The organism is Rothia sp. HMSC062H08 (genome assembly GCF_001810775.1).
Classification (GTDB): Bacteria; Actinomycetota; Actinomycetes; order Actinomycetales; family Micrococcaceae; genus Rothia.
This window is the reverse complement of the sequence record NZ_KV802675.1, coordinates 63,028-77,509: the sequence shown is the minus strand read 5'-3', so window position 1 is coordinate 77,509 and position 14,482 is coordinate 63,028. Positions and strand designations below refer to the sequence as shown.

15 protein-coding genes are annotated in these 14,482 nt (G+C 58.7%); 5 read left to right on the top strand and 10 right to left on the bottom strand.

Annotation, left to right across the window (positions count from 1 at the left end; all coding sequences use genetic code 11):
- A partial coding sequence (locus HMPREF2765_RS08340; protein ID WP_070605299.1) for a rhomboid family intramembrane serine protease occupies nucleotides 1-688 on the top strand: 688 nt, incomplete at its 5' end.
- Nucleotides 689-1,030: 342 nt separating this feature from the next.
- Here the strand turns inward: HMPREF2765_RS08340 and HMPREF2765_RS08335 are convergent.
- From HMPREF2765_RS08335 to HMPREF2765_RS08315, 5 genes are all read right to left on the bottom strand, one after another.
- Complete coding sequence (locus HMPREF2765_RS08335; RefSeq protein ID WP_005504124.1) at nucleotides 1,031-1,849, bottom strand: shikimate 5-dehydrogenase; 819 nt, start codon at nucleotides 1,847-1,849, stop codon at nucleotides 1,031-1,033.
- A 1-nt stretch (nucleotide 1,850) separates the two neighbouring features.
- A complete protein-coding gene (locus HMPREF2765_RS08330) occupies nucleotides 1,851-2,171 on the bottom strand; it encodes a glutaredoxin domain-containing protein (RefSeq protein ID WP_049338656.1) in 321 nt (106 codons plus the stop codon).
- A 552-nt stretch (nucleotides 2,172-2,723) separates the two neighbouring features.
- The gene (locus tag HMPREF2765_RS08325; protein WP_005504128.1) at nucleotides 2,724-2,888 is read right to left on the bottom strand and encodes a hypothetical protein; all 165 of its coding nucleotides are present in this window, start codon (nucleotides 2,886-2,888) and stop codon (nucleotides 2,724-2,726) included.
- A 435-nt stretch (nucleotides 2,889-3,323) separates the two neighbouring features.
- Nucleotides 3,324-4,721: a galactokinase gene (locus HMPREF2765_RS08320; protein WP_070605296.1), complete on the bottom strand. Its 1,398-nt coding sequence runs from the start codon at nucleotides 4,719-4,721 to the stop codon at nucleotides 3,324-3,326.
- A 265-nt stretch (nucleotides 4,722-4,986) separates the two neighbouring features.
- On the bottom strand, nucleotides 4,987-5,589 hold the full coding sequence (locus HMPREF2765_RS08315; RefSeq protein WP_070605294.1) for a TetR/AcrR family transcriptional regulator: 603 nt from the start codon (nucleotides 5,587-5,589) through the stop codon (nucleotides 4,987-4,989).
- 292 nt (nucleotides 5,590-5,881) lie between these two features.
- Here HMPREF2765_RS08315 and HMPREF2765_RS08310 point away from each other — a divergent pair, with 292 nt between their 5' ends.
- The 4 genes from HMPREF2765_RS08310 to HMPREF2765_RS08295 all read left to right on the top strand — a co-directional run bounded on the left by HMPREF2765_RS08310 (nucleotide 5,882) and on the right by HMPREF2765_RS08295 (nucleotide 9,909).
- On the top strand, nucleotides 5,882-6,832 hold the full coding sequence (locus HMPREF2765_RS08310) for a biotin synthase (RefSeq protein WP_070605291.1): 951 nt from the start codon (nucleotides 5,882-5,884) through the stop codon (nucleotides 6,830-6,832).
- Between the two features lie 249 nt (nucleotides 6,833-7,081).
- Nucleotides 7,082-8,824, top strand: a complete 1,743-nt coding sequence (locus HMPREF2765_RS08305) for a cation:proton antiporter (protein ID WP_070605289.1) — start codon at nucleotides 7,082-7,084, stop codon at nucleotides 8,822-8,824.
- 198 nt (nucleotides 8,825-9,022) lie between these two features.
- Nucleotides 9,023-9,550, top strand: a complete 528-nt coding sequence (locus HMPREF2765_RS08300; RefSeq protein ID WP_044149980.1) for a hypothetical protein — start codon at nucleotides 9,023-9,025, stop codon at nucleotides 9,548-9,550.
- Nucleotides 9,551-9,561: 11 nt separating this feature from the next.
- Nucleotides 9,562-9,909 carry a hypothetical protein gene (locus tag HMPREF2765_RS08295; protein ID WP_049362490.1) on the top strand — a complete coding sequence of 116 codons (348 nt, stop codon included), beginning with the start codon at nucleotides 9,562-9,564 and terminating at the stop codon, nucleotides 9,907-9,909.
- A gap of 161 nt (nucleotides 9,910-10,070) precedes the next feature.
- Here the strand turns inward: HMPREF2765_RS08295 and HMPREF2765_RS08290 are convergent, their stop codons facing one another.
- The 5 genes from HMPREF2765_RS08290 to HMPREF2765_RS08270 form a co-directional block, all read right to left on the bottom strand.
- Nucleotides 10,071-10,565 carry a hypothetical protein gene (locus HMPREF2765_RS08290; protein WP_070605280.1) on the bottom strand — a complete coding sequence of 165 codons (495 nt, stop codon included), beginning with the start codon at nucleotides 10,563-10,565 and terminating at the stop codon, nucleotides 10,071-10,073.
- Between the two features lie 133 nt (nucleotides 10,566-10,698).
- Entirely contained in the window at nucleotides 10,699-11,472 is a 774-nt protein-coding gene (locus HMPREF2765_RS08285) for an HAD-IIB family hydrolase (protein WP_070605275.1), read from the bottom strand.
- Between the two features lie 182 nt (nucleotides 11,473-11,654).
- Entirely contained in the window at nucleotides 11,655-12,509 is an 855-nt protein-coding gene (locus tag HMPREF2765_RS08280) for a PTS system mannose/fructose/sorbose family transporter subunit IID (RefSeq protein WP_070605272.1), read from the bottom strand.
- Nucleotides 12,510-12,520: 11 nt separating this feature from the next.
- Nucleotides 12,521-13,390, bottom strand: coding sequence for a PTS mannose/fructose/sorbose transporter subunit IIC (locus tag HMPREF2765_RS08275; protein ID WP_070605267.1), 870 nt, complete (start codon nucleotides 13,388-13,390; stop codon nucleotides 12,521-12,523).
- Nucleotides 13,387-14,367, bottom strand: coding sequence for a mannose/fructose/sorbose PTS transporter subunit IIA (locus HMPREF2765_RS08270; RefSeq protein ID WP_070605264.1), 981 nt, complete (start codon nucleotides 14,365-14,367; stop codon nucleotides 13,387-13,389). The genes HMPREF2765_RS08275 and HMPREF2765_RS08270 overlap by 4 nt, the downstream gene beginning before the upstream one ends.
- Nucleotides 14,368-14,482: the final 115 nt, after the last annotated feature.

The window sequence follows — 14,482 nt, the reverse complement described above, 5'->3', positions numbered from 1 at the left end:
TGTGGGCATGGTCTGCCCCGACTGCTACCGTGACCTCAATGGAGGCGCCTCGAGCCCGAAGCGTTCCTTCATCGCCCGTCACTGGCATATTACGTACACGCTCATTCTGATTAACGTCGTGGTGTACGGTCTGCAACAGATTATTCCATTCCGTTGGGTGCACAACCTCGGCATGATGTCTGGTCCCCGTGTTCACCACGGCGAGTACTACCGCCTCATCACGCACGGGTTTGTGCACTCGCAAACTGATCCGATGCACCTGGTGTGGAACATGATTTACCTCTTCATCTTCGGTGTGTCCCTCGAGCGCATGATGGGGCGGTGGAAGTTCCTCTTCGTATATATGGCGGCTACCGTGGGTGCCGGCTGCAGCGTGTACCTCTTCTCCTACTACCGGGGTGCCGTGGGTGCGTCAGGCGGTGTGTACGGTCTCTACGGCGCGTTCTTCGTCCTTCTGCTTCTTCGGAAGCAGAAGGACACCGCACGCCTCTTTATTCTGCTCATGGGTATTGATGTTGTGCAGAGCCTCTTCCACCCGAATATTTCCCACGCGGGACACTTTGGCGGTCTTGTCAGTGGCGCGCTCGCGACCCTGCTGATTATTCCGTTCGTGAAGAAGCCCGAGTCATCTGAATCTTCGGAGCCGCCGCAACAGGGCCTGCAGCGGCGGTTCAAGGGCCGCTATTGAGCCTGAAACCCGCGGAAATCCGCCTCGGAGTCGGGTTATCCACAGCAGTTTTCCACATTGTGTATAACTACATTCGTGTAATTCCACGAGTGTGAGTACATGTTAAAAACCTGTGGATACAGGCTAGAATGACCGAATTACACAGAGTGAATTACACGGGTGTAAGAGTTTTCCCCAGATTTCTCCACAGATGTGGAAAACCTTAAGTACCAGGATGTGTGTAATTACAAAAAATTTCGGCGCGAAGCGCCGGATAGAACAAAAAGTGCCCGGAAGGATCAACCTTCCGGGCACTTTCACGTATCGAGCCCCTCACGGGGCGAAGAAGCAGCGGGCGCGAACCTAGTTCGCCTGAGCCTCCGCCTCCTCAACCTCCTCGGGGGTGAGCTCCACACCGGTGTACAGGCGGAACTGCTCAGCAGCCTGCAGAGCAATCACCTCGCCACCGTGAATAACTTCCTTACCCGCCGCACGAGCCGCACGAACCAGCGGAGTCTCAACGGGCATCGCCACCACGTCAAAGACCACCTGCGCCTCAGCAATAGCCTCCTGCGGGTAGGACAGCTCCTCGCTCTCCTCACCGCCAGCCATGCCAATCGGGGTCACGTTCACCAGAATCGGCGCTCGCAGGTTGCCCACCTCCGGCGCCCAGGCGTACTCGTAACGCTCAGCCAGCGCGCGACCGGTCTCCTCGTTACGGGCAATAATCATGCCCTGCGAGAAGCCCGCATCAAAGAACGCGCCAGCCACAGCCGCAGCCATACCGCCCGAACCGCGCAGCAGGAACGGCAGAGACGGATCCACATTATGCGAACGCAGCAGGGAAGCCACCGCAATCACATCCGTGTTGTACGCCTTCAAGAAGCCGTCAGTGTTCACAATCGTGTTCACCGCACCAATAACCGCAGCCGAGTGGTCCATATCGTCCATCAGCGGGATAACAGCCTGCTTAAACGGCATAGACACCGAGCAGCCACGAATACCTAGAGCACGCACGCCGGCGATAGCACCCTCAATATCGGTGGTGGTCATCGCCTTGTACAGGTAATCCAGACCGTGCTTCTCGTACAGGTAATTGTGGAACTTAATACCGTGATTCGACGGGCGACCAGACAGGGAAATGCAGACCGTCGTATCGCGGTTCAGTGCCGGGCGAGCCATCTTAAGCCTCGCCGCTAGAGTTGAGGGTGTTCTCAATCAGCTTCTTCACCTTGTTGCGGCTCACCAAGTCAGCGACCACAAAGTGGGTGTCGCCGGTATCCACGGTGGGGACGGTCGCGTTGCCGTCGTTGAGGGACTTCACATGCGCCTCAGCCTGCGGATCCTCCCAAATGTTCACCCAGGTAGCGTGGTCGCCCAGCTCGCCCAGCTTAGAATCCAGAGCCTCGCAGTAGGGGCAGCCGGGGCGCCAATAAATGACGACGCCACCATCCTTCATGACCTCGCGTGCCTTCTGCTGATCGGACTGCTGACGTTCAAACATAGTTCCTCCATAGACGGGGTGCTCCGCGGTCTTCAGGAGGCACTGAAACCTACCTGAGGGCGCAGCTCAATAAGTTGACATATCAAGCATAGCCTGAGGTTACAGGGGCAGGGGAGAGGTCCTCATAGGGCGAACGCCCGCGCCGCACCCCGGCAGCCCGTGCAGCACTCCCGCAGAAGCCTTCACCCTGCTCTCCAGAAGCCTGTGCCCCGCCCCAGATGCCTTCCCCCGCGCATTAACGGCATACGCCCCACACCAAGGTTGCCGGACCAATGATGCGGGGCGTATACAGTTCGCGAGAAAACGCGAGTACTTGTGCTGAGTAAGAGTAAAAGAAGAGTGAAAACAGGCTACCAGGCGGTAACCGAAGCTGAGCAATATGCCGAGTGAGTCGGTGAATGAAAGAACCCAGGCGGGGCAGAACGCCCCATTATTTGAGAGAGATGTTGAGTGAAAGCCGTTGAGTGAAAGCCTGTAATGCAAACCCAGGGAAATGGCGCCCTACCCCACGAGGAAGCGAAGCAGAGCGCCAATCCAAAGGAGGCTATCGCCTTACTTGCCGAACTTCTCGGTCAGCTTGGAGACGTTCTCGGTCACGACCTCTTCAACCTTGGCAACGTGCTCGTCGGTGACGACCTCCTTGCCAGCCTTCTCGTTGATGACTTCCTGAGCCTTGTCGAGGCCCTGCTCAACGGTACCCTTGATATCGAAGCCCACGGGGGCCTCCTTTCTGCGCTTTCGCGCTCTAAAGCCTCACTCTTGGTGAGGTACCTGCCCGGGGCGGGCAGAAAACTGGAGTGTGATGCTTTGGTGGACGAAACCTGCAAGCTGGGCTTGTATGTGACGGTCGAACCCAGTGTAGATGCTATCCATATGCCGGACTATGCGCATCGAAACTTTACAGCTCACGGATTGCGTCCGTCGATAAGTGTACATACCCGCGAAGGCAAGAAAAACCACCCTCAGAAAACGTGGCGCCACTTTTGACCAACGACCAAAAAATTATGGCTTATCAGCGCGTTATTGCAGGGGATAACCGGAGGAAAATTGCAGAAACTCGCAGGAAACTTCCAGCTATGAATATTGTTCAAAACCCCGAAAAAACGCCCCTGTGACACCCCGCCGATTTATGACAGACCTCAGCGCCCAACCCTACAACACCGGAATATCCGTAGGATCAGCGCCCGCAGCCCAATCATGAGACGCCGCAAAACCAGCAACCATCGGCAAAAAACGAGGCGCCGCATAGCCGCGCACAGCATACGCAGTCGCCACCGCATCCGCGGCAGCCTCCAGCTGAGAGGTCGGAATCAGCGCCATCACCGCGCCACCAAAACCACCACCCACAATACGGGCACCCAACGCGCCCCGATCCAGGCACACCTGCACCGCATCATCAATCTCCGGGCGAGAAACACGTAACTCATCACGCATCGACACAAACGACTCCGTGAAAATGCGGCCAGCCTCCTCAAATGCCGCGAAACCAAGCTCATCAGCGTGCTGCAGCAAATAGCTCGCACGACCCACCAGAGTCATATCGTGGAACGCATGACGCACCCAACCACGCGGGAACGAACACGGACGACCCGCGTCCTCCAGCGCATCCAGGGCACGATTCACCGAAGAATCCACCAAATCCGCACGCCACGCCTTCGCAGCACGCGCATCCATACCCGCACACGACAAATCCTCCGGTAGGGCATCACGCAAAAAACACAGACCCAAAGCGTCAGCGCACGCCTCAGACGCCGCACGACGAGCCGCAAAACCGCCATCCGTCAGCTCATGCGGAGTGTTCGTGTCAATCACCAAAAAGCTCAAGCCATGCTGGGCAATATCCACCGCAACCGGCTCAATCGAAAAATCACGGAAATCAACCACCAGAGCCTGCTCCGGATACGAACGCAACGACGCCGTCTGATCCAGGCCACCCGTATGCGCGCCAGCCATCTTATTCTCAGCCGTAATACACACCTGAGCCAGACGCGCACGCAACGCATCACTATCAGCCGGGGTAGCATCCGCTTCCGGGCACTCATCACGCACCGGACACGAGAGCTCCAACAACGCCAACACCGTAGAACACTCCAAAGCCGCCGAAGACGACAAACCGCCACCCACCGGAACACGAGAATTAATCAGCAGATCAGCACCAAACTCATCGGGCAGCATAATATCCCTGCCACCCTCCTGATTCATCGCCCACGCAACACCCGCCACATAGGTGAACCAGCCCTTCAAATGACCCGGCTGAATATCGCGAATCACAACCGTGCGCTCATCACCGGGCATCTGCAAAGAAGACGCGCGCAACACACCATCACGACGCAACGCACCCGCCACATAGGTGCGGTACGGCAGCGGCATCGGCAGACACGAGCCACCCAAAAAATCAATGTACTCGCCCAAAAGATTCAGACGCCCAGGCGCAGACCACACACCATCCGGCTCATAACCATACGCAGTAATAAACTCCTCACGCACACGCGCAATCTCTGCGCTATGGTCCGGAAGAGCCGCCCACTGGGCGGTAGCGGTCATCGACATGGAACACCTCTGATCAAGCCCCGAAAGGGGCGCTAGGACGTAAACGACACCCCACCTGCACCCGACACCCAACGGGCATCAGCGCAAGCACGTGTCACCTCTAGACTAAAGCAGAAAACCAGCGAACATCGACTCAGCCGCCAAACCGCACCGGTATCAGCGTGCGGCAGGGCAGCCAAAAGCCAACGCACGCAAAAGCCCCGCACCCTACAAGGGGGCACGGGGCAACATACATAACTAATAAACCAACAGAAGGGCCAAGCGATTACGCATCCTGCGTATAGGGCTCCTGCACCACCATCATCGTGTCAATGGCAGAAAGCAGATCCTGGCGGTAACGGTTAAACGCATTCTCAATTAGAGGAACATCGCCGCTCGCCACAGCCTCCTGCGGCGAAATCAGCGGCAGAGTCTGATACTCCTCCACCAGGCTCAACGCAATATGAGTCAGCAAACGAGCACGACGCAGCGCCTCCGCATGGCCCAAACCAAGCGCCTGGAACTCATGAGCCATCGCCACCACAGGCTTCAACTCACGAGGATGCAGAGCCAAACTCAAACGCACCACCTCAGGGCACTCACGAATCGGGTACAGCAGAGAGAACAGAAGATCACCGCGGCGAATCATCGAAGCACGAATAGCCTCCGGATTCGGCTCAGCCTTCTCAGACATCGACTTCGGGGCACGAGCCAGAATGTAATCCGCCAACAGAATGAGAAGCTGCTGCTTATTCTTCACGTGGTAGTACAGGGCGCCGGGAGCCACGTGAAGCTCCTGAGCAAGTCGGCGCATGGAAAGGTCCGCCAAACCGTAGGTCGCCAAGACCTCGTAGGCGGTATCTAGAATCTTTTCACGGGAAAGTACCACCCTTTCATTTTAGGGTGTTCAACTCTATATCTTGAGCAAGATGCACCCCACGGCAAACAAAAACCCCACAAATACGCGGTACAAACCCAAAAAGCAATGTTGATTCTCACTCACCCGGAGCGAACGGTTCGCGTTTCACGAGCACTTTTGCCACCAAAAACCGCTCCAGCACACACAGAATAGGTAGCCGCCCACGCTCTCGGCATAAAATCACGTCTTAAACCGTCCAAAACCGCCAAGACAGGTAAACCTCGCGGGCGCACACCCCAAAATCAGGTGTTTAATATTCGGTATGAGCAATGCATTTTCTGAACTAATCGAGCGCGCCACCGCAGGCGAAGGCCTCAACCGCGAAGAAATCCACACCCTCCTCGTGGACGGTGACGGACAGGACTTCACCCTTATCGAGGCAGCCTCCGTCGTGCGCCGCAACGAATTCCGCAACATGATTGCGATCCACACCGAAGATGAAGCACTCGCCGACGCCCTCGGCACCCGCTCCATCGCCGTAGATTCCTACGACGTGCTGGACATCTCCCGCGACATCGACTCCGAAGAGCTCGCGGCAACCATCGAACGTATTGCTGAATCCTCCGCCATCGGCGTGACCGTACTGCTGCCCGAAAATGCAGTACCCATGATGCTGATGCGCGTGCTGTCCATCCTGCGCCTGGCGGCACCTGCCAAGGTCATTCACCTGCCCGAAGGCTACGAGCAGTCCCTGCGCTCGCTGACCTCCCTCGCAATGCACGTGGTCAGCGCCATCACCATTACCGACGACATTGAGCAGTGGCCCATGGTCAACGAGGTGCTCAAGGCTCTGCGCCACGGCGGCATCGTCATTTCCGGTACCGCTGGACGTGACGCCCTCGCAGGCTACCTGCGCTACCTCTCCGACCTCGGCGTGGACCTCATGGGTCACCGCGACGCACGCGGCTCCGCCTGCGGCTCGGTCGACGGTGGCGGCTGTGGCTGCGGTTCGGGTGGCTGCGGTAGCCACGAGGAGCCGGCACCTTCCGCCGGTGGTTGTGGCTGTGGCTCGGGTGGATGCGGTTCCTCCGCTGAAGCTCCGGCTGAGGCTCACGGTCACTCCCACGGTGGTGGCGGTTGCTGCGGCGGCCACGACGAACCAAAGGAAGAAAAGGGTGGCTGCTGTGGTGGCCACGACGAGCCTGAACCGGTCGTGGAGGAAGCTCCCGCTGGCGGTTGTGGCTGCGGTGCTGGTGGATGCGGCTCTAAGTAATCTGCTAGAGGTAGCTACCCCAATCGATATATTCCAAATATAGAATTTTCCCCTGAATAACCTGCTGAAAAGCAGAGATATTCAGGGGAAAACTCTATATTCCGTAAAGAGCATTAGGCTTAGAGGTAAACAACACCACAATAAACGCTGCAGAACCCCCATATCCGAAAAGCGGAATGAGCCCCTCCGGTAGAGTAGAAAGACGTAGCCGACTAACCCTAGCCGCGCGAAAGGAACAACACCGGACCAATGCTTTACCTCTCCGTTATTGTCATCATCCTGATTGCGACCGTGTTTATGGTCAGCGTCGGTGATCGACTCAACCTCCCCTGGCCGGTCATGATGACCCTGCTCGGCACCGCCGCGCTCTTCATCCCCAACCGACCGGATCTTACTATCGACAGCGACATCATCCTGCCGATCTTCCTTCCGCCGCTACTGTGGGCCATCGGCGTTAAATTCTCCTGGGGCACCCTGCGCCGCCGCTGGAGATCCGTACTGCTCTACTCGGTCCTTCTCACCACCGTCTCCGCCCTGGCAATTGCCAGCGCAGCCATGTGGTGGGTCCCCGGTATGACCATCGCCGTCGCCCTTGCCGTCGGTGCCGCCGTCTCCCCGCCCGACCCCGTCGCCGTGGAAGCAGTCGCTGAGCCCGTCGGCATCCCCCGCCGCCTCATCGGTACTCTGCAGACCGAAGGTAGCTTCAACGACGCTATCGCAATCGTTCTCTTCCACGCCGCAATCCACTCCATGACCAGCGGCCACCACATCGAGCCGCTCTCGGTCGCCAAGGACTTCGTGCTCGGCTCGATCCTCGCGGTCATTATTGGTTATATCTTCGGCTGGCTTGGCGGCTACGTTCGCCAGCGTGCCCACGACGTGGTCACCAGCAACGCCGTGACCCTCATGATCCCCTTCGGCGCCTACCTCGCTGCTGAAAGCGTGCACGCCTCCGGCGTTATTGCCGTGGTCATCGGCGCTATCCAGTTCACCAGCACCAAATACATGGCGGCACTCGAAGCGGAAGAACGCCTCTCCTCCACCTCCTTCTGGCAGATTATTGAGCTGCTCATGACCGGTGTCGCTTTCGGCCTCATCGGCCTGCAGGCAAGTAGTATCATCGCCACCGCCGACCCCTCCCGTATCGCAAGCCTCTTCGCTGACGGTGCCCTGGTCGCACTGGTCGCCATCCTGGTGCGCCTCATCTGGTTCACCATCGTCTGGCTGGCAGGACGCAAGAACCCCATCCACGAGGGTGCACCCGAAAGCTTTGCTGAAGTTATCGTTATGACCTGGTCCGGCATGCGAGGCCTCGTGACCCTGATTCTTGCCCTGTCCATCCCCGTGGTCAACGGCACCGAACAGGTACGCCAGGACGCCATCGTCATGATGCTCTCCGTACTCTTCTTCACCCTCGTGCTGCCCGGCCTGACCCTGCCCCTGCTCGTGAAGGTCCTTGGCGTGCAGGCTAACCATGAAGAAGAAACCGCCGTACCCGAGCTGCTCAAGATTGCGCAGGTCGCAGCCCTCGAGGCGCTGCAGGCTGAAGCGAAGGCAACCACCGACCCGGAAACCTACGCCCGCGTGAAGGAAATGTGCTCCGCCATTACCCGCCGAGACGAAATCAGCGAGGCACTGCCCGAAGAATACAAGCAGCACATGGAGAAGCTTAAGGACAAGAGGAACGACTTCGTGCGCCTGCGCGATGCCGCCCTCGTCGCCGCGCAGAACGAGGTTATTTCTGCTCAGGACCGCTACGACTCCCACGACGTGACCCGCGTGGTGCGTAAGCTGGACATCCTGGCGCAGGCAGAAAGCATCCGCTCCTCCGGCATGTTCATTCTTCCTGCCATGACCGCCGGCGCGGTCGCCATGGAACGCTACAACCTCTGGAAGAAGCACCAGGGCACCCTGAGCACCCGCGCAATCCCCGTGGTGGAAAACGCGCCCGCCTCGCCCCTGGTCACCAACGAGGTAACCCCCACGTCCTAGCCGGTACCTGCACTGCGCGCATGAACGTGACGTTTCTGCCCCTGCCTACGCCACCGAGATAAGCCATCTGGTCTTTAGCTCACAGGCGATAGACAGGGGCAGAAGCAGATTAAGCCTCAAGTATCACCTAAAATGAGACAGGAAACGTAGTGAACGTACGTTAGCTCTCTCAAACTCACGAACACATTGAAAGTAGACATGGATTTCAAGACTCTCTCGCCTGCGTACCTGACCTCCCTCGGCGTAATTTTTTGCGGCGCGCTCATGGTCGGATCCTCTAGTCCCTGGCTCATCTGGCTGGGCTGGATCCTTCTCATCCTCGCGCTGGGTCTGAATGTCCTCGCCTTTGTGCTGTCCGTGGGTAAGGCGAAGGGTGACCCGACCCCCGCACTGGTGACCAACCTGGACGGTTTCGAATCCTCCGTGGAGAACCGTATCCGCGAGCGCGCAGAGCACCGCCGTGAAGAGCGTGAAGCTGCTGAGCACGAAGCTGCTGAGCAGTCAGCGGAAGCAACCGCAGAGGCTGAGCATGAAGTGGCTCCCGTTGAAGCCGCTGAGGCTGTTGAGGCGACCGAGCACGCTGAAACTGCAGAGGCTACCGAGGTTCGTGAGGAAGAGCCCACCGAATCCCAGCCGATTGTTGAGCGTGCATCCGGCCGCATGAGCGTTCTGCCCTCGCGCCCCCGTTCGGGTCGCGCCACCAAGCCCCGCTCCAATGCGCGCTAGGTAGGTCGGTAGTGAATACGAAGTTTTTGCTCTCCCCGGCGTACCTCGCCTCTATCGCCCTGATGCTTTCCGGTGCGGTGCTTTCCGGTGGTCGGTTCATGCTGATCGGCTGGATTCTGTGCATTGTGGGTGTCTGCCTGAATGCCATGACCCTGGTGGTGCTGACGAACCGCGAGCAGCTGTACAGCCTTGACGCGAAGGCTGCCCGAGGCACCCGCCGCGGCTTTGATGACCGCCCCGCTGTAGTGCAGCGATTGGACGACGCCCCGGTCACTGACGAAGCAGTCGAAGAACCTGCGGAGTCTGTCGAGGAATCCGCAGAAGAGCCCGCTGAAGCACCCGCGCAGAAGACCAACTAGGGTGTAACCCCCTAAGACGTAAAGACCGTAACCGCCCCCGCATGGGGGAGTGGTTACGGTCTTTTGTACTGTGCCTAAAGGTTGTAGTGCGCCTAAACATTCAGCTCAATCAACGCTCGTCGAATACTTTTTGGGAGGGGCGAGCGAGCGCAGCGGGGTCTTTAGCGCTGAGTGCCCAGCTTCTGTGCCGCGAAATCCGCGTACTCTTGCACGTGCGCGCGAGCCTGCTTGGTCAGCGCCTTATTCTCATCCAGGATGCGCGTCGACTGCGCCGCCATCAGCTCCAGGTACTGGCGGTTGCGGGTCTTTTTCCATGCGGTGCGTGCCGCCTCCAGCTCCGCAAAATCGTTGAGCGCCTGACGCTGCATCGTGTAGCGAACCCACATGAGCACCAGAATCAGCACCAGCGGGATGAGACACGCCCAGCTCTGCCACAGCCCGTACAGCGCCGCCGCAATGGCGCCCAAAACAATCAGCACCGGGGAAATGGAGACGATGGGGGACTCGGGACGGTTCTTCTGGTTCTTCACGAGCGATTCACGCGCCATAGCGCGGAAGGTGTCAGAGAAGCTGGACGGGTCGTAGGACTGGGCAGAATCGGCCTGCGGGCTCTTCTGGGACTGGTTTTTACGGGGTCGAGAAGCGGAAGGACACATAGAAACCTTACGGGGGTAATGGGGAGTAACGGGAAAGCGGACGTTTCACGTGAAACGGGGGAGTAGGCGGCGAGTACGCGGAAGCGGCTGGCAGACGGGCGCTCGCCGCACCTAAACGCCACCTCGGCAGCTTCTACAGGGAAGCCTCAATAAACTCGTACGCCTTATCCACACAATCGGTGGTGACGGCCTTGACCTCATCGGGGGAGTAGCTGAAAGACGCCGAACGGTCGGCGTAGCGGTGCATGTCGATATCGTTCCACGAGTCGCCAATCGTGTGCACCTCATAGGAGGTGCCCGGATGCTCCGACTGCAGGTACTCCACCAGATGCTGCAGACCGGTGCCCTTTGTGCAGGCGGGCGGCACAATATCCAGGAAATCCTGGTTCTTGTGGCAGGCCACCGAATCACCAAAACGCTCCAGAATCCAGGTGTACGCCGCCTCGCGAACCTGAGCATCCGGAATCCACAGGGGCACACCCACGTACTCGTGGTTCTGCAGGTCGTCAGCCGGCAGGGGAGTGAACTCCGGCAGGATATTCGTCGAGGAGCCCACCCGGTCGCAGAGGCTGTAATCGTTATCCAGAGTCGTCGCGAACAGAGCCACGCCGTCCACGGTGCTGAAATGCTCGTAGCACGCTTGCACAACACTCACCGGAAGAGGCTGATGGTAAATCACCCGGTACTGCCGGTCAGTAATCACCGCACCCGTGTACAGCACGTGGTAATCAAAACGGATGGCGGTCGGGTTCAACGCCAGTTGCGTGGCAAAAATGCTCTTGCCCGTGCACGAGACCGCCAGGTTACCCTCCGCCTGCCAGCGGGCAATCGCCTGCTCAGTGGCAGGCTCCACGGCACGGTTAAACAGGATCGTGCCGTCAAGATCGAAAGCCATCAACTTGGTCATAGAAACTCCTTCGCGGGAGGGCTGCATTGCCGCGAATTGTGCGCCGCAACCGATAGAAAACGCCCATGAAAAACGGGGGTGCCGCCGGTACTTTTAAGTGTACCGACCGCACCCCCCACTTGAGACAAGCCCCCGAATCTCACGCCTTCACTGAAGGGTGAAAGGGCTCATCCCTCAGATTTTTAGAGAGCCAGGAAGCCCAGGTACGAACCGAGGATACCCACGGCAAACAGAGCGAAAATCAACCAGATAGCGTTGACCTTCTTCTTCAGCAGCCACATGCACAGGAAGCACAGGCCCAGCGATGCAAGGCCCGGCAACAGGTCGTTCAGCACCGACTGAACGGTCACATCCACCATCGCGCCAGCCTGGTTCTTGTAGCTGGTTAGCGGCAACGGAATGTTCACGCTCGTCCAGCGGTACACCAGCGCACCCATCACGAACAGACCCATCACGGACGCACCCTGAGTGATCTTCTGCAGGGTGTTACCGCCCGCCTCAGTCACAATCTGGGTACCCTTCTCGTAACCGTACTTGAAGCCGTACCAGCGGGTCGCCCAACGAATCGCGGACAGGCCGAAGAAGAACAGCAGCGGGCCCAGAATATTACCGGTCACCGCCAGGGACGCGCCCAGAGCCGCCAGCACAATACGTGCGGTACCCCAGTAAATCGGGTCGCCCACACCAGCCAGCGGGCCCATCAGGCCCACCTTCACGTTGGTGATAGCCGCCTCGTCAATGTCCTTACCGGCTGCCTTCTCACGCTCCATCGCAGCGGTCACACCCATAATCGAGGATGCAACCCACGGCTGGGTGTTGAAGAACTCCAGGTGGCGGGTCAGCGCCTCCGCCTGGTCTTCCTTCTTGGTGTAGAAGCGCTTAATAGCCGGAATCATGGAAACCGCGAAACCAATGGACTGCATACGCTCGAAGTTAAACGAACCAAGCAGGAAAGTGGAGCGGAAGTAGGTTTCGACCTTATCGCGCTGGGTGAGCTCGGGAACTTCAACGAGCTCGACGTTCTTGTTCTCAGTCATGATGATGCTCCTTACTCGAGCTCGTTATCGAGGTCGTTTGCTGCGGCTGCCGGTGCTGCGGCGGGTGCCTCGCTCTTATGGAAGAGCGGGTTCAGCTGGGTGTACAGCAGACCCAGGCAGGCGCCCACAATACCGATAGCAACCAGGTTGAACTGTGCCTGACCGGACAGGGTTGCGACGAGATCCTTCGCGCCCTCGGTACCAGCAATCGAAATCGACTGGGTTGCCGGGATAGCGGCAGCGGCAATGAAGCCGAGGAAGAAGAAGGGCATGAGAGCCTTCGAACGCATCATGTTGATGACCATTGCGAAACCGACCACGGTAATCATGCCACCGGCGATACGCAGACCAACGGTCACCTCGGTGGGAATCATGTTCAGCAGGCGGGTCAGCTCTTCGGAGCTAATTAGCGCCACAATAGCGGTCGGGATAGCCACACGCAGACCCTGCAGAGCCATACCGCTAATGTGCATCAACTCAATACCGCGGAAGTTCGCGGTCTTCGCGAAATTATCAGCCTGATGCTGGAAGAACACCGTAATGGTACGAACGAAAATGGTCAGAACCTGACCTGCCGCAGCCAGCGGCACAGCAATAGCAATACCGGTGGTGATGTCCTGGTGACCCTGAATCACAACAACAGCGGAGATGGTGGACGCCAGAGCCGAGTCGGGAGCCATTGCCGCACCGACGTTCATCCAGCCCAGGGCGATGAGCTCCAGTGCGCCACCGAGCATAATGCCGGTAGTCGGGTCACCCAGCGCAAAACCCATCAGGGTACAAGCGACCAGGGGGCGGTGGAACTGACGCTCGTCCACCACGGATGCGACGCCCGCAATGAACGCCACGAGAACAACGAGAATAAACGTCAGGGCGCTCATGCGTCCAGGCCTTTCTGCTTGAGGATCTTTTCCAAATCAACCGGGGAGTGGTTGGGCAGCTGCTGCACCGTCAGCTTCACACCGCGCTTAATGAGTTCGCGGTAGGCTTCCAGGTGCTCCTCGGAGGCGTACACTGCGTCCGAGAGCTGAACCATGCCGGTCTTGAAGGTGACGCCACCAACGTTCACTTCGTTGATCTTGACGCCTTCGTCGAGCAGTCGCACCACGTCAACTGGGGATTCTACGACGAACATGGTCTTCATGCCGGTGTACTTGGGGTTGTTGTACACGCGGCCAGCCTTAGCGATGTCCAGGACATTGGTCTTCACGCTGGTCGGCGCGACCTGCAGCAGCAGGGACTTGCGCAGCTGATCGTGTGCCGCATTATCGGATGCCGCGATGAAGGTCTGCGGTGCGATATGCGGAACCCAGGTGCCTGCCACCTGACCGTGAATCAGGCGGGAGTCGATGCGGGTGAAGATAGCGTCCATGGTGCCGCCGGGAACCTGCTGAGCAGCCGGAACCTCGACCGCCTTGGTCTCTGCGGGCTTCGCCTCGGCGGGCTTGGCGGCTGCGGGCTGATTCGCATCCTGGAAGGAGCGAATACCCTTAGTGCCAGCCTTGTGCGCCTTAGCGACCAGGGACTTGAGGGTTGCGTTCTTACGGCCTGCGCCGGAGATGACCTCAATAAGCATCGGTACGTTGACACCGGAGACGACGTCGACGCCCTCGCGGGTGGCTGCGAACTGCGCACCGGCGTTGTAGGGGCTACCGCCGAAGAGGTCGACCAGCAGCAGGGTTTCTTCTGCTTCAGATGCCTCAACGATGCGGGTGTACTCTTCGACGAGATCTTCGGGGCCCTGACCCGGCAGGAAGGTGACCGGGTGGACGTTTTCGAAGTTACCGAGGATCATGCCGGCGGTCTTCAGCAGAGCCGGAGCCGACTCGCCGTGTGCCGCCACAATGATAGTGACCATAGTGGTCCTCTCGTGTTCGTGACATGGTGTGTAGTGGCCCCGTGAGAGGCCTCATAATTCTCAGATGGTAACACGTATATTGTGTGTTTTGTGGGTTTTTCTGGTTATGCACACT